Below are 22,480 nucleotides of genomic sequence, written 5' to 3' on the forward strand. Positions count from 1 at the left end.
ACAATCTGTCACATGTGCCTTTGCGCGCCCATGTCGCGCGTCAAGCTGTCACTTGCGGCCGAGCGTCACTCGATCAAGATGCGCCTAATGTACGGATTTAAATGAAAAAAACCGCAATTTCAGCCGTGCAATCTGCCGGCGAGCCATGCCCTGAAGAACGCGCCATGTGGTGGCCTCGCGCCGCTAGGGGCGTTTTGGAGCGAAGATGCGGAAAAGTTTGTCAGGAAAGTTGAAAAATGTTAGCGCCCACATCTGCGGGCGGCTAAACTGTGCTTGCAAGTTGGCTCTGCGCGGGCCGGTTTCATCGAAAAGAGGGCAGGACCGAAATAATGATCTTATGTTGTGGCGAAGCGCTGATCGACATGATCCCGACGGGGACGGCATCCGGGCAGGACGCCTTTGTGGCCCATTCCGGTGGCGCAGTTTTCAACACGGCGATTGCGCTGGGTCGTCTGCGGCGCAAGGTTGGGCTGTTGAGCGGCGTGTCGAACGACCTGTTTGGAACGCAGTTGGCGACGGCGCTGGGCGACAGTAATGTTGCGGTGGACTACCTCGTCAGATCTGATAGGCCGACAACGCTGGCTTTTGTCAAACTCGAGAATGGCCACGCAAGCTACGCATTCTACGACGAGAACACGGCTGGCCGGATGATCACGACAGATGTGTTGCCAAAGGTCGCGCCGGACGTGGGCGCGTTGTTCTTTGGCGGTATCAGCCTTGCCTGCGAACCCTGCGCCGATACCTATGCCGCGTTCCTCGACCGAGAAGGGGCGGAGCGCGCGGTTGTGCTGGACCCCAACATTCGACCCGGGTTCGCGCCGGACGAGGGTCGGTATCGGGCGCGGCTGATGGCCATGCTGGCACGGGCGGATATGGTGAAGGTCTCAGATGAGGATCTGGCCTGGATCATGCCGGATCATGCGGGCCTGCAGGCACAGGCCGCGGCGCTGCAGGCCTGCGGTCCGGCGGTGGTTTTGGTCACGCGTGGCGCTGACGGAGCAATCGGCCTGTTGCCAGACGGCGATATGGTTGAGGTCGCGGCCGAGCGTGCGGACGTGATTGATACCGTCGGCGCAGGCGATACCTTCAATGCTGGCGTGATGGCGCGGCTTGATGAGATGGGGCTTATGACAAAGGCAGCCCTGCGCAGGCTGGGGCCAGAGGATCTGAAGCAGGCCTTGTCCTTCGGGGCCAAGGTTGCTGCGATCACGGTGTCGCGGGCGGGGGCAAACCCGCCTTGGCTCGACGAACTCTGACGCAAGCCGTGGACTGGACCCGAGGCGGTGAGATCAGCGTCGGGTCTGCATGTTCTGAACCAGCCCGGCACAGGACTGGGTGATGTGATCTCGGGTCAGCTCCGCTGCGCGGTCCGCGTCACCGTCGGCACAAGCCTGCCAGATCGCCAGATGCTCCGCATTGGATTTTGCCACATTCCCAGACCGGATCAATGCAGCGCGCAAGTAGCGGTCCACACGATCCATCGCTTTGTCGATGGCGTCCTCGTGATAGGGCAGGCGTGCCGCACGGTAGAGGCGTTCATGGAAGCCGCGATTAAGATCCCCCCAGGCGATGGGGTCGCAGGTGGAGCTCAAACCGTGGAAGAAAGACTTGGCCTCTTCTAGCGCCTCACCATCCATGCGGGGAACGGCGCGGCATATGACCTCCGGTTCGATCAGGGCGCGGTACTCAAAGATTTCTCGCAGCTCATCGAGGTCAAGTCCGGCGACGACGGCGCCTTTGAACCGCTGTGAGGCGACCAGTCCCTTTTCTTCCAGTCGAGAGATTGCCTCGCGCACTGGAATGCGGCTGGTATTGAACAATCGGGCGATCTCGTCCTGGCGCAGCGGCGTGCCTTCTTCCAGCTCACCCTCGATAATGGCCTTGCGCAGCGCATCGAACACGATCGACGCGGCAGAGGCTGTTTTCGAAATATCGATGGGCTGCAGTTTCATGACATGTCTCTCCTCGAGCGGTTCATAGCGAGGAAGGCAGGGCAGGGCAAAGCGTTTGGGTCTTGAGCAGGGCGATTTGCCGAGGGCTGTTGCTGTCGACCCGGACTTAATTGGCGGAGGTCGCAAAACCCGCGTTCAGTGCCGTCACCGTGGCCTGCGCGCTGCTGCGGTTGGCCATACGCTCAAGGTTTACGATGGTCGAGAGCATGATGCGATCATGGCTCCAGTCGCCGGGGCGCTGGATCAGGAAAGCCGTGGCCAGAACCGCTCCGGCAATGACAGCGGCGACCGCGCCCCAGACCATCCCCTGGCGTCCTTCGGGACGACGTTCCGTGATCGCGATGATGCGGCGGGCAAGGATCGGTGCCCGAAGGATCTCGCGCCGGTCCAGAAGCGCGACAGAGGGGCTACGGGAGCTGAGGAAGATCGGCGTCCGGCGGGCCCGTTCAGAGGCGCGGATCAGGCATTCGCAATAGCTGCGCAGGTCAAAGTGCGCGCGGGCGCCCAGGGCCTGATCGCAAGCAAACTCCCGCACCGACCGCATGTCCCGGCGCCACAGGTAATAGGCCGGGTTCCAGAATAGCAGCGGACGCAGACATTCCATCAGGAAGGCGGTTTCAACGTCCTTCTGGCGGAAATGCTGCAACTCATGCGCCAGCGTCAGGCGCAGATCCCGCGGATCGTTCAGCAGTGAGGTCGGCAGCACCACGTAAAGACGACGCAGACCCCGGGTGGAATAGGCCACGGCGGTGTGATCGCTGAGCAGCAAATCGATGCGACCAATCCGTTTCCACAGGTAGGCTGAGGCAAGGGCACTCCGCAGCCGCAGGATGGCATGTCCCAGCAGCACGGCAGAAATGGCGGCTCCGCTGATGAGCAGCACAGCAACGCTACGGCTCCAGATCGCCTGGCTGGCGGTGAGATCCCGCACCAGATCCTCGCGCATGCCGATCATCGCTTCGAACTGCGTGGCGGACATGTTCACATTGCCCTGCAGGTATTGCGAGACCAGCATGTCCGACAGCGTCGGCGGATGCCCCAGACCGCTGGCGTTCATGATCAACACCAGCACGGGTGTCAGCGCCAGCAGCACCGTCATGCTGTTCAACAGTCGCAGTTGCGGGCCGTAGACGGTGGCAAGGGAGGTCCGTCGCAACCCTGCGCGGGCGGCGAGCCACAGCAGCGCACCGGCACACACCAGAAGGTTCAGATCTATGTAGGCGTTCAGAAGCGCATCAGATTTCATTGTCCCCCAGCCTTTCATTGAGAAGGGCACGCATTTCTTCGAGCATGGCATCGGTGATGTCCTCATCATCGACCAGCCGGGCCACGAGGGCCGCCGGCGTGCCGTTGAAAAGCTTGCTCGACAGGTTTTTGAGCGACGTCTTTTGATAGTCTGCCTTTGGAATGGCCGGGCGGTAGACGAGGGAACGGTCGACCCGCTCGCTGGTCAGAAACCCTTTCTGTTCCATGATCTTGAGAACAGTGGCCACGGATGTGTAGGCGCGCTCTTGCAGTTTATTCAGCTCGGCAAGGATATCACGCACGGATCCCTGACCCAGATCCCAGACCACGGTCATGAATTCGAGTTCGACCTCGGTCAGAAGGGAATGGTCCTGTTTCTTGCGCATATGTCCAAGCTTTGCTGTTCGGGCCGTGACCGGGGGAGAAGTCACGGTGATCTTCAAGGGATCAGGTGTGATGCTAGGGGAATTTGGCTTCGACGAAAACTATTTTTTTAGAAGATGCGTGGGGGACCTGCGCCGGGTTGTAAAATTGTGCGCTTCCGCGCGCCGATTCTACGTCTCAGGAGAGGCGATGGCCCGACAGCCGGCGGCGCGTGTGAGGCGGCGCGGTGACGGTTTGCCGAGATGGTCCTGAGGTGCAGATGAGCCCTCAGGACCGTTCTTGAGTGTGTCTGGAATGGCGCGTTACACCTTCCAGAAGCTGAAGATCCCCCAGGCGATTGCCAGCCCCAATGGGATCCAGAGCGGCATTCCCACCAGCCCCAGCCAGGCCAGGAAGATGTAGGAAGTGCCCAGAAGCGTGATGAACAACCGGTCCCCTCGGGTGGTGGTCAGGCCGAGGATACCTTTGCGGGCATCGCCGCCGGGGCTGCGGATTTCCAACAGGATCAGCACGCCGATGGCAGAGAAGATCCCGATGAACACAAGGGCGGTGGGCCAGGTCCAGGCCATCCAGCTCAGCATATCAAACTCTCCCCATCGCGAAGCCCTTCGCGATGTAGTTGCGGACGAAATAGATCACGATGGCGCCCGGAATGATGGTCAGTGTACCCGCCGCCGCAAGCAGGCCCAACTCGTAGCCAGCGGAGGATGCGGTCTTGGTCATGGTGGCGGCGATGGGTTTTGCCGCAACTGCCGTCAGGGTCTTGGCCAGCAGTAGCTCGACCCATGAGAACATGAAGCAGAAGAAGGCCGCCACGCCGACGCCGGCCTTGATGGCAGGCAGAAAGATCGACACGAAGAAGCGCGGGAAGGAATAGCCGTCCACATAGGCCGTCTCATCCAACTCTTTTGGCACACCGCCCATGAAGCCTTCGAGGATCCAGACCGCCAGCGGAATGTTGAACAAGCAATGCGCCAGCGCCACCGCGAGATGGGTGTCAAAGAGACCGACAGCGGAATAGAGTTGGAAGAAGGGCAGGGCAAAGACCGCCGCCGGGGCCATCCGGTTGGTGAGCAGCCAGAAGAACAGCTGCTTGTCGCCCAGAAAGCGGTAGCGCGAGAAGGCATAGGCCGCAGGCAGCGCCACGCAAACCGAGATCACCGTGTTGATCGACACGTAGAGGATCGAGTTGATGTACCCCCAGTACCAGGTCGGATCGGTGAAGATCACCTTGTAGTTTTCCAGCGTGAAGGTCTGCGGAAACAGCGAAAAGCCGGAGAGGATTTCATTGGTCGTCTTGAAGCTCATCGCCACCAGCCAGTAGATCGGCAGCATGAGGAATAGGATATAGACGATGGGGACGATGGAACGTTTCTGCATAACTGGTCCCTCCCTTAGTTCTGATCGTCTTTGGTCATCAGCGTGTAGAACAGCCAGCTGACCAGAAGCGTGATTGCAAAGTAGATGAGCGACATTGCCGCGGCGGGACCGAGGTCGAACTGACCAAGGGCGATTTTCACCAGGTCGATCGACAGGAGCGTGGTGGAGTTGCCGGGGCCACCGCCGGTGAGCACAAACGGCTCGGTGTAGATGTTGAAACTGTCCATGAACCGCAACAGGATCGCGATGGTCAGGACGGTCTTCATCTTCGGCAGCTGGATGTAGCGGAACACAGACCAGTTGGACGCGCCGTCGATCTTGGCCGCCTGGTAATAGGCGTCGGGGATCGAGACGAGACCAGCATAGGACAGCAGCACCACGAGTGAGGTCCAGTGCCAGACGTCCATGGTGACGATGGTCACCCAGGCGGCGATCGGGTCTTGGGTCATGTCGTAGTTGATGCCCAAGGTATGGTTCAGGAAGTACCCCAGAAGGCCGATGTCGGGCAGGGTGAAGATGTTCCACATCGCGCCAACCACGTTCCACGGGATCAGCATCGGCAGCGCCATCAGGACGAGGCAAACCGGCACCCAGAAGCCCTGGCGCGGCATCGACAGCGCGATGGCGATGCCCAGCGGCACCTCGATGATCAGGATCAGGAAGGTGAACAGGAACTGCCGACCGAGGGCGGCGTGGAACCGGTCCGAGCGCAGGATCTGTTCGAACCAGTCCAGGCCCTGCCAGAAAAAGACGTTGTCGCCAAAGGTCTCCTGCACGGAGTAGTTGACGACGGTCATCATCGGGATCAGGGCGTTGAAGGCTACCAGCAGCAGGACCGGCAGCACAAAGAACCATGCTTTTTGGTTTTCGGTTTTCATTTGCTGTTACTCCGGGTCAGTGGCGAGCCAGCCGTCGACATAAAGCCGGGTCTGGTCTTGGCGGAAGGCGAGGTGGGTGCTGTCGCCCTTTTGCGGCGCGGCGCCTTCCTCGATCACGGCGTTCACCTTGTGGCCGAGGCAGTCGCATTCGACGACCGTGTGGCGGCCCACATCGGAAACCTTGGTGACCGTGGCGGGCAAGCCGGTATCGGACAGCGAGACAAACTCCGGGCGGATGCCGATTTCGGTCTGGCCGGTGGGGGTGCCGCGCACGGGACCTTCCAAGGTGACGGGCTGGCCCTCGATCTTGGCGCTGCCATCGTAAGAGCAGGGGATGATGTTCATGCCCGGCGAGCCGATGAAGTGGCCGACGAAAGTATGCGCCGGGCGTTCGAACAGCTCCACCGGGGTGCCGATTTGAACCACTTCGCCCAGCTGCATCACCACCACCTGATCAGCAAAGGTCAGCGCCTCGGTCTGGTCGTGGGTGACGTAGATCATCGTCGCCTTGACGCGCTGGTGCAGCTCCTTGAGCTTGGAGCGCAGTTTCCATTTCAGATGCGGGTCGATCACGGTGAGCGGTTCGTCGAACATCACCACGTTGACGTCCTCGCGCACCAGACCACGCCCCATGGAGATCTTCTGCTTGTTGTCTGGCGACAGGCCGGCGGCTTTCTGTTCGAGCATCTCAGTGACCTCCAGCATCTCGGCGATCGCCATGACGCGGGTCTTGACCATGGCCTCGTCGCGGCCGCGATTGCGCAGCGGGAAGGCGAGGTTGTCGTAGACGGTCATGGTGTCGTAGATCACCGGGAACTGGAACACCTGCGCGATGTTGCGCTGGTCGGGGGGCAGTTTGGTGACGTCCTTGCCGTCAAACAGGATTTGCCCCTCGGAGGGCACCAGCAGCCCGGAGATGATGTTCAGCAGGGTGGATTTGCCGCAACCGGAGGGGCCGAGCAGGGCATAGGCGCCGCCGTCGTTCCAGTCGAGGTCGATCTCCTTCAGCGCGTAGTCGCTGTCGGATTTCGGGGTGGACATGTAGCTGTGCCGCAGTTTGGACAGGGTAATCTTGGCCATTTTATCGCCTCATGCCACGCGGGAGCCGTCGGGGGCAAAGACATAGGCCGCCCGGGGATCCATATAGAAATCATGCAGTTCGCCCACCTCGTAAGGGTGCACGCCATGGCTGAGCGAGACCCAGTAGGTCTCCTGGCCGGAGGCGGCGAGGTCGAAATGCGCGGAGCTTTCGGAGCCGGAGAGCTCCGTCACTTGCACCCGGCCGTTGAGCTTGACCAGACCGGCCGCCTCGGCCACCGGCACCACGTGATGCGGGCGGATGGCGATGGTATAGGTGCCGTCCTGCAGGCCAGCCGCTGCACCTTCGAGCGTCCAGCGGACATCCGCGCCCAGACGGGCCTCAGATCCCTGCTTGGTGATGGTGGCGGTGTTGATCGGCGGATCGGAGAACACCCGCGCCGCCTCGACGTTTTCCGGGTTGCGGTAGATATCGGCGGTGGGGCCGAACTGGGTGACGCGACCATCACGCATCAACGCGGTCTTGCCGCCCAGCAGCAAGGCCTCTTCGGGTTCCGAGGTCGCGTAGACCACCACGGCGCCACGACCGGCAAAGAGCTCGGGCAGCTGGTCGCGCAGCTCCTCGCGCAGTTTGTAGTCGAGGTTGGCCAGTGGTTCATCGAGGAACACGGCCCGGCTTTCCTTGGCGATGGCGCGCGCCAGCGCGGTGCGCTGCTGCTGACCACCAGACAGTTCATGCGGGCGACGATGCAGCATTGGGGTCAGCTGCAGGATCTGTGCCGCTTCCTGCACCCGGTCGTCCAGTTCCGACTTGGCCATGCCCGCGACCTTCAGCGGCGAGGCGATGTTGTCGTAGACTGTCATATGCGGGTAGTTGATGAAGAATTGATGCACGAGGCTGATGTTGCGCTTCTGCGTGCTGAGGCGGGTGACATCCTCGCCGTCCATCAGGACCGCGCCGGAGGCCATCGGGTCAAGCCCGGCCATCATCTTGATAAGAGAGGTCTTTCCCGAGCCGGTTGCGCCCAGCAGGACGTTGAATTGACCGGGTTCGAGCGTCAGGGAGGTCTCCTTGATGTGGAGAACGCCACCCACGCGTTTTGTCACGGATCTGAGTTCGAGTGCCATGGTGGTTGGAACTTTCCGGCCCTGCGTTCACAGGGTTTCCCCCATGCGCGTCGGGCTATCGTGGTGTCGAAGGAAAAGCCCCGGCCGGCGGGCCCGCAATCGCAGGGCACATCAGCCGGGGCAGGTGGAGCCGGGCCCGTTGGTCAGGCCCGGCACGAACGGGGGGTAGACCCCAGGGAGATCAGTTCTCGGCCCAGCGGGCGACCAGCTCGTCGTAGTTCACGGTCTGGCCTTGGGGCTTTTCGTTCTCCAGTTTCGGCTTGGCGCCGCCATTGGCGTACCACCACTCCGCGTCTTTCTCTTCGTTCAGACGCGGGCCGCAGCCACCGTAGATTTCGGCCTGTTCGTCTGCACGCTGCATCCGACCCATGGTGATGTCCATCTCTTCGGCGAGACGGTCCATGGCTTCTTGCGGAGTGAAGGCGCCAGAGTTGACGTCGCCGATTTGCTGCCACCAGATCTGGGCCAGCTTCGGATAGTCAGGCACGTTCACGCCGGTCGGGGACCATGCGGTGCGGTCAGGCGAACGGTAGAATTCCACCAGGCCACCCAGTTTCGGCGCGCGCTCGGTGAAGCTTTCGTGCCGGACAGAGCTGTCGCGGATGAAGGTCAGCCCAACGTGGGATTTCTTTACGTCCACGGTCTTGGAGACGACAAACTGTGCATAGAGCCATGCGGCCTGTGCGCGGTCGATCGGGGTGGAGTTGAGGAAGGTCCAGGAACCCACGTCCTGATAACCGACCTTCTGGCCTTCTTCCCAGTAGGGGCCGTGCGGCGACGGCGCCATGCGCCAGAGCGGCGTGCCGTTGTCGTCGACGGTGTTGTTGCCTTCGGACTTCGGCTTCACCATGTCGGCGGTAAAGGCGCTGTACCAGAAGATCTGCTGGGCAACATTGCCTTGCGCCAATGCGGGCAGAGACTGGTAGAAGTCATATGACGCCGCACCTGGAGGGGCGTATTTACGCAGCCATTCGTCCCATTTGCGGATCGCGTAGACCGCAGCCGGACCGTTTGCGGCACCACCGCGGGTGACGCTTGCGCCCACCGGGTTACAGGTGCCTTCTTCCATCCGGATGCCCCATTCGTCGATCGGAACGCCGTTTGGTTTGCCCTTGGAGCCCGCGCCGGCCATCGAGAGCCACGCATCGGTCATCCGCCAGCCCAGATCCGGCGCACGTTTGCCGTAATCCATGTGGCCGTAGATGGCTGTCCCGTCGATTTCCTTCACGTCTTTGGAAAAGAACTCGGCGATGTCTTCATAGGCGGACCAGTTGACTGGAACACCCAGCTCGTAGCCGTATTTTTCCTTGAAGGCGGCCTGAAGGTCTTCGCGGTCAAACCAGTCCTTGCGGAACCAGTAGAGGTTCACAAACTGCTGGCTCGGCAACTGATAGAGATCGCCATCCGGGCCAGTGGTGAACTGGGTGCCCATGAAGTCGTCAAGGTCGAGATCGGGATTGGTGATATCCTTGAACTCGCCTTCCATCATGTCGCTGAGGTTGTAGGCGAGCTGCAGGCGCGAGTGCGTGCCGATCAGGTCGGAATCGTTGACGTAGGCGTCATAGAGATTCCGCTTGGTCTGCATCTGGGTTTGCACGGCCTGTACGACCTCGCCTTCGCCCAGAATCTGGTGGTTCACCTTGATGCCCGTGATTTCCTCAAATGCCTTGGTCAGCACTTCGGATTCATACGCATGGGTCGGAATGCCTTCGGAGAGCACATTGATCTCCATGCCCGAATAGGGCTCGGCTGCCTTGATGAACCATTGCATCTCGGCCAGCTGTTCGTCCTTGTTCAGAACCGAGGGCTGGAACTCCTCGTCAATCCATTTCTGGGCCGCTGCCTCGTCGGCATACGAACCCGTTGCCGCAATAACAGCCCCGGCTGCAACTGCGGACAAAAGATACTTGCGCATCTTTCTCCTCCCTAAAGTCTGTAAGGTCGGATGATTATCGCTCATCCGACTGGTCCTGAGACTTCACTGCGGTCGGAGTTTTGTCAAACTAATTTTTTAGTAATGATGTAATTTGTTGATAAGGAAAGATTTTAATTCACGTGCCTGGCGCTGCATGTGACGCAAGGTGAGGCGTGTTTCGTGCTGCAGCGCGTCAAATATGTCTGCTATTCTGACCTTTGTTCTGGAACGTTTTGGGATATCGGCAGCGGATGATTCCGGATATGAGAGCGCTCATGAACGCAGATCACACCTTTGAAATTTTTCTCATCGCCCCACCGGGTTTGGAACACATCCTTCGTAAAGAGGCCCAGGATTTGGGGTTTGCCGCCGCGCGGCAAGTTCCGGGCGGGGTCAGCTTTGAGGGCAACTGGGGGGATGTCCGGCGCGCGAACCTCTATCTGCGCGGTGCCACGCGCGTGCTGGCCAGGATCGGGTCGTTCCGTGCCTTCCACCTTGCGCAGTTGGACAAGCGGGCACGCAAATTCCCATGGGGGGATGTGTTGCGTCCAGATGTGCCGGTGAAGGTTGAGGTGGTCACCAACAAGAAGTCCAAGATTTACCACGCCGGTGCGGCGACACAGCGTATCGAAACAGCGATCAGCGAGGAACTTGGGGCGCCGATCTCAAAATCCGACGACGAGGCGGACCCGGTGACCGTCAAGGTGCGCATTGACGACAATACCTGCATTTTCAGCGTCGATACCTCTGGCGAGGGACTGCACAAACGGGGGCACAAAGTCGCGGTCGGCAAAGCTCCGATGCGCGAAACGCTTGCGTCGCTGTTTCTACAGGCCTGTGAGTTTGATGGGCAGGAGCCTGTCGTGGATCCCATGTGTGGCTCTGGTACCTTCGTGATCGAGGCTGCAGAAATCGCGCGGGGGCTGGCCGCAGGGCGCAGCCGGAGTTTTGCGTTCGAGCGACTGTCCAATTTCGACGAGGCGGGCTGGCGCAAACTCCGCTCGGAGATAGCCGAACCGCGTGACGTTGACCTGACGTTTCATGGGTCTGACCGAAACGCCGGTGCGGTGGAGATGGGGACGCAGAACGCTGAGCGCGCTGGTGTTGCAGATCTCTGCCGGTTCAGCCATGCGGCGGTGAGTGATTTGCAACGACCCGATGGCCCGCCGGGCCTCGTGATGGTCAACCCGCCCTATGGTGCGCGGATTGGCAACAAAAAGCAGCTCTTCGCGGTATACGGCTCGCTTGGCGAGGTGCTGAAGTCGCGTTTTTCGGGGTGGCGCGTGGGCATCATCACAAGCGACACGCAGCTGGCGCGTGCCACTGGGCTGCCATTTCTGCCGTTGGGGGCGCCGATCGCCCATGGCGGTTTGAAGGTGCGCCTATTCCGGACTGACGCCCTTAAATAACGGCTGCGTCTGTGGAGCGGCGAGGGCACATGATCGTGCCCTCGCCCTTTGTGAACTTACTCAGAACAGTGCAAGTTGATGTCAGGCGACGTCCATCAATGCGTCTTCTTCAGCGTCATCCAAGGTCTCCTCATCTTCCGGGATTTCCTGGTTCATGAGGCTTAGAACGTCGTCCAATGTTGTTGTAACCGTATCGGTCACATCACCTGCGAGGCCGCCCACGATGACCTGAGGGTCGTCGTTGTCGAGGCCGGTGACCAGAGCGATATTGTTCAGGTCCACATCCTCGAGCGAGAGCGGGCCGTTGTCGGACCAGAGGGTGAAGGACAGGTTGTCAACGAACCCGTCGGTGCTGTTTGGCTCTTGTCCGAATTGCAGGCCGATGTCGAAGTTTTCCGACAAGGTTGTGCCATCCTCCAGAGAGTTCACGCCATTGGGCGCAATTTCCTGATTGGTCAGCGGGATGGCGTTTTCATCCGGGTGGATGTTCAGCCCGTTTGCCGTCGCATCGTCGGTCAGGTTCATAAAAATGCCGTCGATGTCGGTTTCTTCGCTGTCCCAGGAGGTTGGAACGACCTTGAAGAACAACGTGCCTTGTTCGGTCTGGCTCACTTCAAAGGTCAATTGCTGGCTGTTGCCCAAGGTGAAATCGATGGTGGTCTTGCCATCTGTTCCGCCATCGTCGCCACCTGTGTCGCCGTCGCCGTCGCCGTCGCCGTCGCCGTCGCCGTCGCCGTCGCCGTCGCCGTTGTCATCGTCGTCGTCACCGCCGTCCGTCGGGGGGAGGGGGGTATCGTCTTCGTCGTCCTCATCCTCGTCGTCTTCGTCCTCGTCGCGCCCGCAGCGATCATCATCGTCGCGATCCCACCACCGGTGGCCCCGTCCGCCGCGGTCATCGTCATCGCGGTCTCGGCCCCAACGCCCCCAGCGACCGCCACGCCCGCCGTCATCATCGCAGTCATCGTCGCGGTCGTCCTGATCGTCATCCCGGTCCTCATCCCGGTCACGCCCGCGACCGTGACCCCAGCCGAAGTCCCACCCGCTGCGGCCATCATCCTGATCATCGTCGTCATCACGCCAGGATTTTGACTTTCCACCGCAGCCCGACCAAGCATCGTAGGTCCAGCCGTGATTGCTCCAACTGCTGTAGCCTCCGCCGAAAAGTGATTTTCCGCCAAAGCTGTACGATCCCCCCCACGAGAAACCGCCCCACCCAAAAGAACCCCAAGACATGGTTACTATCCTTCTTACTCTTGTCCCAAACTCCAAAATGCGGCCCGCAGGCATGCTTCCGCGAGAAAACTCGAAGAAGAACACATGCTGGCCGCAAGGATGCAGCTTATGAAGGCCGGCGCCCGCGCCTTAGTTTTTTCTTAAATTCTATTAAAATTAGCCTTTTTTCGGCAGTCCATCTCGAACAGTGAGGCGCTCGTGACTGCATTGTTTCCGCAGCGTCACAACTGGACATTCACGGTTGCCAAGATTCGGTTGGCTGGCACAGTTTTGACGCATTCATGAGCGTCAGTGATGAGGGGTAAGCGATGCAGCAGGCTGAAGATTTCCGCGAAGAGAGTAGCGTGCTGTTCGCCCTGCTCTCAGAGGCCCCGGAAGACGTGTTCGACTCCGTCACACAGTTCAAGGACTGGACGGTGAATGACGTCTTGGGGCATTTGCATTTCTTTAACGCCGCGGCAGAAGCCGCACTGAAAGGACCGGAGGCCTTCGAGGCCATGATGGCCTTTGCGATGGCCGAGCTTGCGGGTGGTGCCAGCATATTGGAGCTGCAGTATCCTTGGCTTAACGGGCTGCGTGGCCCAGATTTGTTTCGTGCATGGCGGGCCGGCGTCGACAGGCTGGCCGGGGCGTATCTAAAGGCGGACCCCAAGGCGCGCGTGCCTTGGGTGGGGCCGGATATGAGCGCGCTCAGCGCGATCACTGCCCGACAGATGGAAACCTGGGCGCATGGGCAGGAGGTTTTCGACCTACTGGGACAGGCGCGGCCAGAAACCAACCGGATCCGCAATATCGCCCATCTGGGCGTCGCGACATTCGGCTGGAGCTTTCGGGTCCACGGGCATTCGGTTCCAGAGCCTGCGCCGCATGTGGTGCTTACGGCGCCTTCGGGTGAGGTCTGGACCTGGAACACGCCACAGGAGGGCAATCGGGTCGAGGGATCTGCCGTTGAGTTTGCGCAGATCGTCACGCAGGTGCGCCATTGGTCGGATACTCAAGTCAAGGCGACCAATGGCACGGCGCGACAATGGATGATGCAGGCGCAGTGTTTTGCCGGCCCACCAACAGCCCCGCCAGCACCGGGTACGCGATTTCGTCTTCTGCAGGAGGGCTAACGGTGTGGCGCAAGGCGACCGTTATGCATCCGGTGCTGCGCGCAGGCGTTGGTATGCGCTGATGTACCCTGCAAGCGTCATGCGGGCCTCGTCTGTTTCAGTGACGGGCACAAACTGTCCCTCGAGCGCCTTCTTGTAGGGGGCCGCCAGCGGGGCCGGGGCAATCAGCGCCAAGTTCTGCCCAAGCCAATAGGCCCTGGAGGCCGCCAGTTCAGCCCCGAGCGCAGCGCCCCAGATCTGTCCCAGCGCGGCCCCGTCGCTCAGCGTATCTGTTGCCCAGAGTAGCCGGGTTTCGGCGGTGCGCAGGGCAAGGTTCTCTGGCTTCGATGTGACGTCCTGCAAGTGATCCGAAAGCGTGTTTGCATCGGGCATCGTCTGGTGAATGTCTACCGGGCTCAGGGCCTCGACCAATGGTACGGTTGCAAAGGCCAGAACGCTTACCACTTCGTCTGCACTGATCAGCGCCCAGACCGTTGTGTCAAAGCCAGGAAGGCAAATCACGCCATCCCAGTCCTTGTTCAGGCTGAGGAAGCCGGCGATCCGGTTGGCCGCGCCGGCCAGTCGCGCATGGGGGCGCGCCTGAGAGAGGGCTGCGACGGTGTGTACCCTGCCAGACTGAATTATCTTCAGCGTTGAAGGGCTGGCAGGAAGTGCGGTCGCGTCTGTCTTCGCGTCCGCGGCCGTCAGGACAGGGCACTCCGGTGCCAGCGCACAGGCTTGCTCCAACCCATCAACCGCCACGGGGCTGCCGGAGGGGGAGGCCCCTGCCATTTTCCAAGCCCTCGATGGTCGATGTTCCTCGTCGAAGGCGATCCAGATGTCTGTGGGGTCGGTCATGGGGGCCTCGGGGCTGAGTTCCTGTTGCTCCCCGTGATGCCTCGAAAATAAGCAGAACACAATCGCTCCACCCTGCGCCCCTCCGGTTAGCGCCACTATACTTTTGGTTTGGCGAATTAAACCGAAGCAACGCAGAGGTTTTTAGACAACTAGAATATAAAGAAGAGACATCGAGGGAACGGACACGACGGCCCCTGAGGCCAACTGCAATGCAATTTCCGTCTGGGATAGCTTTGCCTTATGCGCAACAGTCCGGAAATTTTCCGAGCCTTTCGACGTACGGACTATGTTACTTTTTGAAATCTGTTAGCGCGTATTCACCTTTGAAGTATGCGTATCTGTGAGGTCCAGTAAATGTATAGGCTTGGCGATATAGCAACGACCCGTAGCGTGTGTCTCAAACGGCCAGTTGGCCGCTTCTCCGACCTGCCAGCTCGGCATGCGGAGGGTCAGTTGTGAAAGATGTTTTCGCTCCGAATGGCGGAGCGTTTCTCGTTCGGCTTGCGGAATACGTATCAGGGAAAGGGCACGACTATTCCAATCTGGTCGCACAGCAGCTCTCGCTTCCCGAGGCGTTTGATGATCCTTCTCAGTCTTTGCCGGTTCATGAACATTCGCTTGCGTTTGAGGTTGCTGAACGCACCTGCGCGGATCCTCTTATCGGCTATTCGCTTGCGAGACACTGCACCCTCAGAGATGCGGGCCTGGTCGGCTATGCTGTCAGTGCCTCTGCAACGCTGGGCGAGGCCTTGCGGACGCTGACCGAACTCAGTGCGGTCTTTCAGGTTGCCAATGTCGACCCAACGCAAGGGGCGGGAACAGGTCTTGTGGAGCTGCGATGGGACTACGGTTCGCAGGGTAAACTCGACCTGCGTCATTGGAGTGAGTTCACGGCCGCCTTGTTGGTGCGCAGCCTGCACAAGCTGACGCGGGAGGCCGTTGCACCTGTTGCTGTTGAGTTCATGCATACCCCACCGGCACAACCAGCCGACGCGATGGCCGTCTTTGGGCTGGCGCCCGGATACCGGGCACGCTGCAACCGTTTGGCCTTTCGCAGACAGGATCTGCAGCAACGGTTGGTAGCCGCAGATGCTGGGTTGCTCAGTCTATTGATGGAGCACGCCGCGCTTCTGAATTTGGGGGGCGCGCATGGTCGAAACGATCTTTCCATCATGGTCGAGCGTCTGATTATGGATGGCATGTCCGATGGAGATGCCAGTCTCGCCAAGGTGGCCAAGTCGCTGGAGATGAGCCAGCGGACCCTGTCCCGTAAGCTGGCCGGAGAAGGCACAAGTTTCTTTGCGATCCTGGAAGGGGTGCGGAAATCCCTTGCGCTGCGCTATTTGCGCCAGAACGAAAAATCCCTGTCGGAAATCTCCTTCCTTCTCGGGTATTCCAGCCTGAGCAGTTTTAACGACGCGTTTCGCCGCTGGAACGATCAAAGCCCCGGTAGCTATCGAACCCAGGCGCTGAAATCATCTTGAAATCTCTTGCGACGCCCCTCGCAGGTGATTCTCATGGTGATGGTGTGAGGTCACAGCGCACCATTTTGTAAACAAACCCTATCTCAGGCGTGGACTGTTTCGCCTTTTGCTCTCAGAAAGCGCTTGTAGATAGGCATGATAACCATTTGGTCAGATTTACATCGATTTTTCTGCAAATAAGATATTTTTAGGGACGAAGTTAGGGCGCACCTGGTGCACCCGGCACATTGACATTGATCGTTAAGGCCATCGCCTGGGGGTTGGGCCTTAACGATAGCACTTGGTTTCAGGGGATTGGAACCTGAGTGTCGCCTCCTTCTAGAGGCCTGTGATGTGTGCGTTTTTTGGGGGTTACAAAATGAAGACATTGGATCAAGGGGCAATCGCAGTTGCTGGGTTGCAGGACTTCCCAGAGCTGGCCTTGGCATCTTCTTTCCGAGAGGCCAACACCGATTACGGGCACAGAGGCTATGCCATTTATGGTAAGCGGCTTCTGGATGTTGCATTGGTCCTTCTTGCGTTGCCAATTGTCATCCCGCTCATCGCGTTCTGCGCGATCGCATTGTGGATCGAAAGCGGCGTGCCGATTTATCGTCAGAAACGCTTGGGACAGGACGGTCGCGTTTTCAACATGTTGAAACTCCGCACCATGGTGCTGAATGCAGATGCTTTGCTGGAAGCGCATCTGCAGAAAAATCCGGCGCTGCGTCGGGAATGGGATCAATCCCAGAAGATCAAGAAAGACCCGCGGATCACTCGGTTCGGGCGTTTTTTGCGTGCCACGTCGCTCGATGAGCTGCCGCAGCTGTTTAACGTGCTTGTCGGAGACATGAGCTTGGTGGGCGCGCGCCCGATGCTCGTCAATCAGTTGTCGATCTACGGCAAGGCCGATGCCTATTTTGCCTTGCGACCTGGGATCACTGGCCCATGGCAGGTAGGGGAACGAAATGAAACCAGCTTTTGCCAACGGGCAGAGATCGACGAACTCTATTGCCTGGATGTGTCTTTGCGGACGGATCTGCGCATTCTGTTCAAGACCGTTTCCGTGATGTTGCGGCGCACGGGCTACTGAGAAGAACGAGAGCGGCGCCTTTGCCAGATGGCACGCCGGACATATAAGCGTAGATTTCTTACAGGTGCGGCGTGAAAGATTATGTTGACCACAATGGCGTAAACATAGCGTCAGTATTATACTTGGATGAGGGCGGTGACGCACCAATGACGGACCAGGGGTTCAGGAAATTCCGGCGGCGACGGAGCAAGCGCGAAGAGACGCCTGCTCAGGACACCGCGCGGCCTGTTCCACAGAAGGCCCCCGCGCCACAGGACAAAGCCGACGATGTTGCGCCTGTGAAACCGGTGCGTCCGGTCCGCCCTGTGCGCCCTGAGACGTCTGCTGTGCAGTCGAGAGCGCGTCCTGCCATGCAAGCCACTGTCCGCCCTTCCAAAAATAAACCAAAAGCGGGCGAGCCTGCCCAGCCTGCGACCGCCGCGCCGCGGCACGCTGAGGCCGGTGCCAGGCGGGACGCCGATACTCTGGACGCACTGCAGGACCGCTCGCGCGGGTTTGCAGAGGCCCGTCCTGATCCGCTGGAATGGACCGTGAAACAGACATCGGAGCCGCAGGACATCGTTCAATCATCAGAACCGGAGCAGAAGCTACCGGCGCATCTGCCCGACCCTTGGCATGTCATGCGGCGCGTCGAGGTCACAGGCCTGAGTGAGCACCGCAGTCGCCTGCCGCTGGTCGATTTCTTTCGACAGTCCCCGACGGCGCGCGCCTTTGACCTGCTCCGCACGCGACTGCTGCATACATTGCGGGCGCAAGGCTGGACACGGGTCGCGATCTGCGGGCCGACGCCTGGATGTGGCGCCAGCTTTACCGCGGCGAACCTCGCTCTCAGCCTGGCGCGTGTGCCGGAGAGCCGCACGGTGCTGATGGATCTCAATATGCGCACCCCCGGAGTTGCCGCTGCTTTGGGACTGGAGCGGGCTGCGCTCTATAACGGCGATATGCTCGGGTTCCTGCGCGGAGAGCTGCGGTTGGACGAGCATTTTGTCGCCGCGTCGAACCGGCTGGCGCTTGGTTTGAGTACGTCGGTCTTTCACAACTCGGCAGAGGTGCTTCATGATTCCCGCTGTGCCGCCACCATAGATGAGGTGATCCGGCGCACGCGCGCGAACGTGGCTTTGTTCGATCTGCCGTCGGTGCTTCACAGTGATGACGTGGCAGCGTTCCTGCCACAAGTCGACGGTGTCCTGTTGGTGTCAGACGGCAGCGAGACGACCGCGCGCCACCTGAAGGCCTGCGAAAAGATGTTGGCCGGCCATACGCAGCTTCTGGGAGTGGTGCTGAACCGCGCCCGGAATGATGAAGAGTTCACCAGCGCCTCCTGATTGGGGGCAGCGGAACAAGGAACGGGAACGGCATGGCTTCGATCTACTCAGTTGCAGATTTTCTGGACCTGCTGCGCCGTCGGCTGCGTCTCATTCTCGCGGTGGCCTTTCTGGGTACCGTTGCCTCTGTTTGGTTCGCGTTGCAGCAACAACCGGTTTATTCCAGTACCGCCGTCATCCAGATTACGCGTCCAACGATTGCAGGGGAATTGGCCCCGTCCACGGTCGAAGGATCTTCGGCGCGGCGCATCCAGCTGATTGAACAGCGTCTGATGGCGCGGGGGACCATCCTGGAGATCGTCGACCAACTGGACCTATTCGCCGATCAACCGGGTCTGCTGGCGTCAGAAATCGTACCGATGATGCGCAGATCCGTCTCCTTGACCGGCACCGCTGCGGCGCGCGAGGGGGCCTCGGACGATGGGGCGATTTCCGTCCTGTCCATCACGGCGAATATGCCCACCCGCGCGCAAGCTCAGGCGGTGGCAGAGGAATTTTCGCAGCGCACCATCGCATTGAGCCGGTCAACGCGCCTGGACCAAGCGCGGGAAACGCTTTCTTTCTTCAACGAAAAGGAAACTGCGCTGATCCGGGATATCTCAGCGCTGGAGGAAGAGCTTGCCAATTTTCGCTATGAGAACGAGGTGACGTTGCCCGGGATCATCGAGATGCGCGGCACTGAAATCGCGTCCATCAACGAGAGCCTGCTGGAATTGGCCCGTCAGGAGATCGAGATCCGCAAAGTCGCGGAAGAAGCCGCCGCAACGCAGCGCACCGCCTATGCGGAGCGGATTCGCAAGGACTATGAAACACAGGTCGAAACTCTGAACGCGCAGCGACAGTTGTTGCTGGACCGTCGCGCAGAGATGGAAGCGTCTCTGGAACTGACGCCGGAAGTGGATCGTCAACTGGCGAGCTATGAGCGTCGGCACCAGCAGATGCAGTCGGAGCTTGAAGTGATCACTGCGCGCCGCGCGGAAGCGGAGGTTGGCTTCCGCCTCGAAACGGCCAGCCAGGGGGAGCGCCTGACCGTGCTCGAACCTGCGCCTTTGCCGGATTATGCCGTCGGCGGGGGAAGGAAATCTCTGGCGCTCAAAGGCGGGCTGGTCAGTCTGGTGCTGGGGGTTATTGCGGCCTTCGCGATGGATCTACGACATCCCGTTTTGCGAACCAGTGCGCAGATGAAACGCGAAACGGGCCTGTCGCCCGTGGTTACAATCCCGGTCCTGAAGACCCAGCCCAAAGGGCTGGCGCATCGGCTGCGGGGCATTTGGACTCGCCGCTCCGCCCGTGGTTGACGCGCTCACACCCGTCAGAGCAACCCCAAAGTCGAGCCGATCCCGTCCCAATGATAGGCCAGAGCGCCGCCGCAGATCACGCTGCTGATACTCAGGAAAACCAGATCGTGAACCGGGTCTTGTGCGCGGTAGGGGCGCGTCTGGCGCATCAGCATCGGATAGGAGACCACCACCGCGAGCCCCATGGCCGCGATCCCGCCGGCCAGGCCGAATGATGTGACACCTGCCAGAAACAAGGCAGTCTGAACAAAGGCACGGGTGGCGGTGTAGAAAAAGAACCTCTTGGTGTCTCCAGCCGCCAGAGAGGCTCGATCATACGTCAAAACGATGATCGAGGGGGCGAGGCTTGTGGTCAGCATAACGATAACAGGCCCGGCCATTGCATATCGGTCGTCATAGAGCAGATCGACCAGCCAGGGCCCGATCCAGGCCATCGTCCACAACATGCACAGGATCCCCCCGGTCAGGGCATAGCGCAGCTGTCGTTGCTTCTTGCGGTTCTGATCGCTGTGAAGGGCAGGCTTGTCCCGATAGACCGGGATCATCAAGCGTTGGTTGACCTCCTGTCCCATCTGCATTGGGAAACTCGCCAGGAAAAACGCGATGTTATAGATGCCCATCGCCTCAAGCGTCAGGTGTTTGCCAAGGATCGCCCGGTCGCCTTGTGTGGTGAGGAAGAAACAGGCGGTGGAGAGAAAGATCCATTTTCCCATGCCGATCAGCTCATGAGTTGCCGCAGGCTCCCAGCGGGGGCGATTGCGCCGGCCGGGAAGCGCGAGATGCGTCAGGGCCAGTTTTGCAGCTTCTTGCAGGACGCTGCCGATCGCCAGTGCCACCACGGATTGCATCCAGATCGCCAGCGTCACCATGCTGAGGATGCCGCAGATCTGCGCGGCCAGATTGATCGCGGTGACGCGGCCGACAAGGAGGTGACGATAGGCTGTTTCCACCCGCGTGGGCGTGAACCCCTGCAAAGCGAGGCTGAAGCCTGCGATGGGCAGGCAGTAGGCGAGTTCTGGTGCGTTGTAGAACGCGGCCACAGGCACTGCGAGAAGGCCGGTCAGCAACCAGAGAAGGCCGCCTCGGCAGATTTGTACGGTCCAGGCGGAATCCAGAAAATCCGGATCGTCCCCGCGCGGGTTTTGGGCAATCGCGTTGGAGATCCCCATGTCGGAGAACAGCGACAGGCCGATAATGATGACCGTGACCAATGCCATCAGGCCGAAGGCTTCGGGAAAGAGGAGGCGTGTCAGCAGCAGGTTGGATGCCAGGCGCAAAACCTGCCCCACGCCAAAGCCTAGGAGTATCCAGGATGTGGATCTTACGACGCGTGCCATCAGGCTCTGGCCGTTCAGGGCAAGTTTCATCATAGTCCACAGCGCGATTGCAAGTTGGCTGCACGCTATGGCCGCGCTGCGGCAAGGTCAATTGCAGGACGGTGTCAACAGGCAGACAATATGGCTGTTGGGCCCGATTGTGGCGGAGGCGTTGAAAGTCTGTGCTGTTGATGCTGGGCAAAACCATGCGCGGTGGCTAGGGTGCGAACCGGACGCCCGACAGGAAGGGAAACGCGTGAAAATCGCATATGTGCTGAATACGTATCCGCAACCCTCACAGAGCTTTATCCGACGTGAAATCCAAGCACTGGAGCGGCGTGGCGTTGAAGTGCTGCGCCTGCCGATGCGTCCGTCTGACCAGGGGCTGGTCGATCCGGGCGATCAGGAGGAGAGGATGCGCTGTCAGTATGTTCTGGCGTCGGGGGCGGCGCGTCTGCTGTTGGCCCTTTTGGCATGTGTCGCATGCGCGCCGCGCCGCAGCGGACGCGCTTTGCGGTTGGCGTTGCGAATGGGTGCTGCAAATGGCGCGCGCTTGCGTCATCTGATCTATCTGGTCGAAGCCGCATATGTCGCGCGCCTGACACGGCGGACGCATTGCGATCACCTGCATGCGCATTTCGGCACCAACGCCACCACCGTTGCGCTGCTGGCGGCGCAGCTGGGCGGGATGGGCTATAGTTTCACCACACATGGGCCAGAAGAGTTTGATGCTCCGCATAGTTTGTCTCTGGGTGAAAAAGTGGACCGCGCGCGCTTTGCCGTGGCGATTTCCAGCTTTGGTCGCAGTCAGCTCAGCCGCTGGGCCTCGTTCGGGGCATGGGACCGGATCAAGGTTGTGCACTGCGGTATTGAGCCGGAACGGTTTCCGGAACCCAAGCCGATGCCCAAGGGCCACCTGCGCCTCGTCTCGATCGGTCGGTTCGTGGAGCAGAAGGGGCAGATGGTTTTGATCCGTGCCTTGGCGGATGCCGTGCGGGACGTTCCGGGCATCCACCTAACGCTTGTTGGGGATGGGGAGATGCGCGCTGATTTGGAGGCAGCCATAGCGGATCTTGGGCTCGCGCAGCATGTGACGCTTACCGGCTGGTTGTCCGAGGCCGGCGTGCGTGATGAACTGGCAGGCGCGCATGCGCTGGTCATGCCATCCTTCGCCGAAGGACTGCCGATGGTGGTCATGGAAGCAATGGCCGCCGGGCGTCCGGTTCTCGCCACCTATGTCGCAGGCACGCCCGAGCTGGTTCTGCAGGGAGAGACCGGCTGGATGGTGCCAGCCGGTGACAGCCATGCCTTGGCAGATGCGATGGTGCGGTTGGCATCCGTGCCACATGACAAACTGACGGACATGGGAAAGATCGCGCGCGAGCGGGTCTTTGATCGACATGATATCGATTGCGAGGCCGAGAAGCTGGCAGAACACTTCGACCAGGCCATAAAGGATCAGGCGACCTGA

20 protein-coding genes are annotated in these 22,480 nt (G+C 60.3%); 8 read left to right on the forward strand and 12 right to left on the reverse strand.

Annotated features, from left to right (window positions below):
* Positions 1–329 precede the first annotated feature (329 nt).
* Entirely contained in the window at positions 330–1,256 is a 927-nt protein-coding gene (locus R0J92_RS00325; protein WP_411050333.1) for a carbohydrate kinase family protein, read from the forward strand.
* A 33-nt stretch (positions 1,257–1,289) separates the two neighbouring features.
* Here R0J92_RS00325 and R0J92_RS00330 read toward each other — a convergent pair whose 3' ends face one another.
* The 9 genes from R0J92_RS00330 to R0J92_RS00370 form a co-directional block, all read right to left on the reverse strand.
* A complete protein-coding gene (locus R0J92_RS00330; RefSeq protein ID WP_411050334.1) occupies positions 1,290–1,952 on the reverse strand; it encodes a GntR family transcriptional regulator in 663 nt (220 codons plus the stop codon).
* Between the two features lie 106 nt (positions 1,953–2,058).
* Positions 2,059–3,198, reverse strand: coding sequence for a M56 family metallopeptidase (locus R0J92_RS00335; protein WP_411050335.1), 1,140 nt, complete (start codon positions 3,196–3,198; stop codon positions 2,059–2,061).
* The gene (locus tag R0J92_RS00340; protein ID WP_411050336.1) at positions 3,188–3,583 is read right to left on the reverse strand and encodes a BlaI/MecI/CopY family transcriptional regulator; all 396 of its coding nucleotides are present in this window, start codon (positions 3,581–3,583) and stop codon (positions 3,188–3,190) included. The genes R0J92_RS00335 and R0J92_RS00340 overlap by 11 nt, the downstream gene beginning before the upstream one ends.
* 300 nt (positions 3,584–3,883) lie before the next feature.
* On the reverse strand, positions 3,884–4,162 hold the full coding sequence (locus R0J92_RS00345; RefSeq protein WP_411050337.1) for a DUF2160 domain-containing protein: 279 nt from the start codon (positions 4,160–4,162) through the stop codon (positions 3,884–3,886).
* A gap of 1 nt (position 4,163) precedes the next feature.
* The gene (locus tag R0J92_RS00350) at positions 4,164–4,961 is read right to left on the reverse strand and encodes a carbohydrate ABC transporter permease (protein ID WP_106162002.1); all 798 of its coding nucleotides are present in this window, start codon (positions 4,959–4,961) and stop codon (positions 4,164–4,166) included.
* A gap of 14 nt (positions 4,962–4,975) precedes the next feature.
* The gene (locus tag R0J92_RS00355; protein WP_106162003.1) at positions 4,976–5,839 is read right to left on the reverse strand and encodes a carbohydrate ABC transporter permease; all 864 of its coding nucleotides are present in this window, start codon (positions 5,837–5,839) and stop codon (positions 4,976–4,978) included.
* 6 nt (positions 5,840–5,845) lie between these two features.
* Positions 5,846–6,919, reverse strand: coding sequence for an ABC transporter ATP-binding protein (locus R0J92_RS00360; protein ID WP_411050338.1), 1,074 nt, complete (start codon positions 6,917–6,919; stop codon positions 5,846–5,848).
* A 9-nt stretch (positions 6,920–6,928) separates the two neighbouring features.
* The gene (locus R0J92_RS00365) at positions 6,929–8,005 is read right to left on the reverse strand and encodes an ABC transporter ATP-binding protein (RefSeq protein WP_106162005.1); all 1,077 of its coding nucleotides are present in this window, start codon (positions 8,003–8,005) and stop codon (positions 6,929–6,931) included.
* A 181-nt stretch (positions 8,006–8,186) separates the two neighbouring features.
* A complete protein-coding gene (locus R0J92_RS00370) occupies positions 8,187–9,920 on the reverse strand; it encodes an ABC transporter substrate-binding protein (protein ID WP_106162006.1) in 1,734 nt (577 codons plus the stop codon).
* A gap of 275 nt (positions 9,921–10,195) precedes the next feature.
* Between R0J92_RS00370 and R0J92_RS00375 the strand changes: the two genes are divergently transcribed.
* On the forward strand, positions 10,196–11,329 hold the full coding sequence (locus R0J92_RS00375; RefSeq protein ID WP_411050339.1) for a class I SAM-dependent RNA methyltransferase: 1,134 nt from the start codon (positions 10,196–10,198) through the stop codon (positions 11,327–11,329).
* Positions 11,330–11,410: 81 nt separating this feature from the next.
* Here R0J92_RS00375 and R0J92_RS00380 read toward each other — a convergent pair whose 3' ends face one another.
* The gene (locus tag R0J92_RS00380; protein WP_411050340.1) at positions 11,411–12,562 is read right to left on the reverse strand and encodes a hypothetical protein; all 1,152 of its coding nucleotides are present in this window, start codon (positions 12,560–12,562) and stop codon (positions 11,411–11,413) included.
* Between the two features lie 308 nt (positions 12,563–12,870).
* Here R0J92_RS00380 and R0J92_RS00385 point away from each other — a divergent pair, with 308 nt between their 5' ends.
* The gene (locus tag R0J92_RS00385) at positions 12,871–13,677 is read left to right on the forward strand and encodes a TIGR03084 family metal-binding protein (protein ID WP_411050341.1); all 807 of its coding nucleotides are present in this window, start codon (positions 12,871–12,873) and stop codon (positions 13,675–13,677) included.
* A 21-nt stretch (positions 13,678–13,698) separates the two neighbouring features.
* Here R0J92_RS00385 and R0J92_RS00390 read toward each other — a convergent pair whose 3' ends face one another.
* Positions 13,699–14,514, reverse strand: a complete 816-nt coding sequence (locus R0J92_RS00390; RefSeq protein ID WP_411050342.1) for a 2-dehydro-3-deoxygalactonokinase — start codon at positions 14,512–14,514, stop codon at positions 13,699–13,701.
* 455 nt (positions 14,515–14,969) lie between these two features.
* Here R0J92_RS00390 and R0J92_RS00395 point away from each other — a divergent pair, with 455 nt between their 5' ends.
* The 4 genes from R0J92_RS00395 (at position 14,970) to R0J92_RS00410 (ending at position 19,693) form a co-directional block, all read left to right on the forward strand.
* Positions 14,970–15,998 carry an AraC family transcriptional regulator gene (locus R0J92_RS00395; RefSeq protein ID WP_411050343.1) on the forward strand — a complete coding sequence of 343 codons (1,029 nt, stop codon included), beginning with the start codon at positions 14,970–14,972 and terminating at the stop codon, positions 15,996–15,998.
* Positions 15,999–16,356: 358 nt separating this feature from the next.
* Positions 16,357–17,070 (forward strand): sugar transferase, encoded by a 714-nt coding sequence (locus R0J92_RS00400; protein WP_411050344.1) that lies wholly within the window; start codon positions 16,357–16,359, stop codon positions 17,068–17,070.
* 350 nt (positions 17,071–17,420) lie between these two features.
* Complete coding sequence (locus tag R0J92_RS00405) at positions 17,421–18,395, forward strand: CpsD/CapB family tyrosine-protein kinase (protein WP_411050345.1); 975 nt, start codon at positions 17,421–17,423, stop codon at positions 18,393–18,395.
* A gap of 32 nt (positions 18,396–18,427) precedes the next feature.
* Positions 18,428–19,693: a Wzz/FepE/Etk N-terminal domain-containing protein gene (locus tag R0J92_RS00410; RefSeq protein ID WP_106162012.1), complete on the forward strand. Its 1,266-nt coding sequence runs from the start codon at positions 18,428–18,430 to the stop codon at positions 19,691–19,693.
* Positions 19,694–19,707: 14 nt separating this feature from the next.
* Here R0J92_RS00410 and R0J92_RS00415 read toward each other — a convergent pair whose 3' ends face one another.
* Entirely contained in the window at positions 19,708–21,060 is a 1,353-nt protein-coding gene (locus R0J92_RS00415; protein WP_411050780.1) for an oligosaccharide flippase family protein, read from the reverse strand.
* Positions 21,061–21,265: 205 nt separating this feature from the next.
* On the opposite strand from R0J92_RS00415, the gene R0J92_RS00420 reads away from it, so the two are divergent.
* Positions 21,266–22,480, forward strand: coding sequence for a glycosyltransferase family 4 protein (locus R0J92_RS00420; protein WP_411050346.1), 1,215 nt, complete (start codon positions 21,266–21,268; stop codon positions 22,478–22,480).

This window comes from Tritonibacter sp. SIMBA_163 (assembly GCF_046535935.1).
Taxonomy (GTDB): Bacteria; Pseudomonadota; Alphaproteobacteria; order Rhodobacterales; family Rhodobacteraceae; genus Epibacterium; species Epibacterium scottomollicae.

What these genes read in the sequence shown, in the direction of transcription:
- R0J92_RS00370 (WP_106162006.1), bottom strand. Translation starts at nt 9,920, where the DNA reads ATGCGCAAGTATCTTTTGTCCGCAGTTGCAGCCGGGGCTGTTATTGCG.
- R0J92_RS00400 (WP_411050344.1), top strand. Translation starts at nt 16,357, where the DNA reads ATGAAGACATTGGATCAAGGGGCAATCGCAGTTGCTGGGTTGCAGGAC.
- R0J92_RS00355 (WP_106162003.1), bottom strand. Translation starts at nt 5,839, where the DNA reads ATGAAAACCGAAAACCAAAAAGCATGGTTCTTTGTGCTGCCGGTCCTG.
- R0J92_RS00415 (WP_411050780.1), bottom strand. Translation starts at nt 21,060, where the DNA reads ATGAAACTTGCCCTGAACGGCCAGAGCCTGATGGCACGCGTCGTAAGA.
- R0J92_RS00410 (WP_106162012.1), top strand. Translation starts at nt 18,428, where the DNA reads ATGGCTTCGATCTACTCAGTTGCAGATTTTCTGGACCTGCTGCGCCGT.
- R0J92_RS00375 (WP_411050339.1), top strand. Translation starts at nt 10,196, where the DNA reads ATGAACGCAGATCACACCTTTGAAATTTTTCTCATCGCCCCACCGGGT.
- R0J92_RS00385 (WP_411050341.1), top strand. Translation starts at nt 12,871, where the DNA reads ATGCAGCAGGCTGAAGATTTCCGCGAAGAGAGTAGCGTGCTGTTCGCC.
- R0J92_RS00325 (WP_411050333.1), top strand. Translation starts at nt 330, where the DNA reads ATGATCTTATGTTGTGGCGAAGCGCTGATCGACATGATCCCGACGGGG.
- R0J92_RS00380 (WP_411050340.1), bottom strand. Translation starts at nt 12,562, where the DNA reads ATGTCTTGGGGTTCTTTTGGGTGGGGCGGTTTCTCGTGGGGGGGATCG.
- R0J92_RS00390 (WP_411050342.1), bottom strand. Translation starts at nt 14,514, where the DNA reads ATGACCGACCCCACAGACATCTGGATCGCCTTCGACGAGGAACATCGA.
- R0J92_RS00405 (WP_411050345.1), top strand. Translation starts at nt 17,421, where the DNA reads ATGCAAGCCACTGTCCGCCCTTCCAAAAATAAACCAAAAGCGGGCGAG.
- R0J92_RS00350 (WP_106162002.1), bottom strand. Translation starts at nt 4,961, where the DNA reads ATGCAGAAACGTTCCATCGTCCCCATCGTCTATATCCTATTCCTCATG.
- R0J92_RS00345 (WP_411050337.1), bottom strand. Translation starts at nt 4,162, where the DNA reads ATGCTGAGCTGGATGGCCTGGACCTGGCCCACCGCCCTTGTGTTCATC.
- R0J92_RS00360 (WP_411050338.1), bottom strand. Translation starts at nt 6,919, where the DNA reads ATGGCCAAGATTACCCTGTCCAAACTGCGGCACAGCTACATGTCCACC.
- R0J92_RS00335 (WP_411050335.1), bottom strand. Translation starts at nt 3,198, where the DNA reads ATGAAATCTGATGCGCTTCTGAACGCCTACATAGATCTGAACCTTCTG.
- R0J92_RS00340 (WP_411050336.1), bottom strand. Translation starts at nt 3,583, where the DNA reads ATGCGCAAGAAACAGGACCATTCCCTTCTGACCGAGGTCGAACTCGAA.
- R0J92_RS00365 (WP_106162005.1), bottom strand. Translation starts at nt 8,005, where the DNA reads ATGGCACTCGAACTCAGATCCGTGACAAAACGCGTGGGTGGCGTTCTC.
- R0J92_RS00330 (WP_411050334.1), bottom strand. Translation starts at nt 1,952, where the DNA reads ATGAAACTGCAGCCCATCGATATTTCGAAAACAGCCTCTGCCGCGTCG.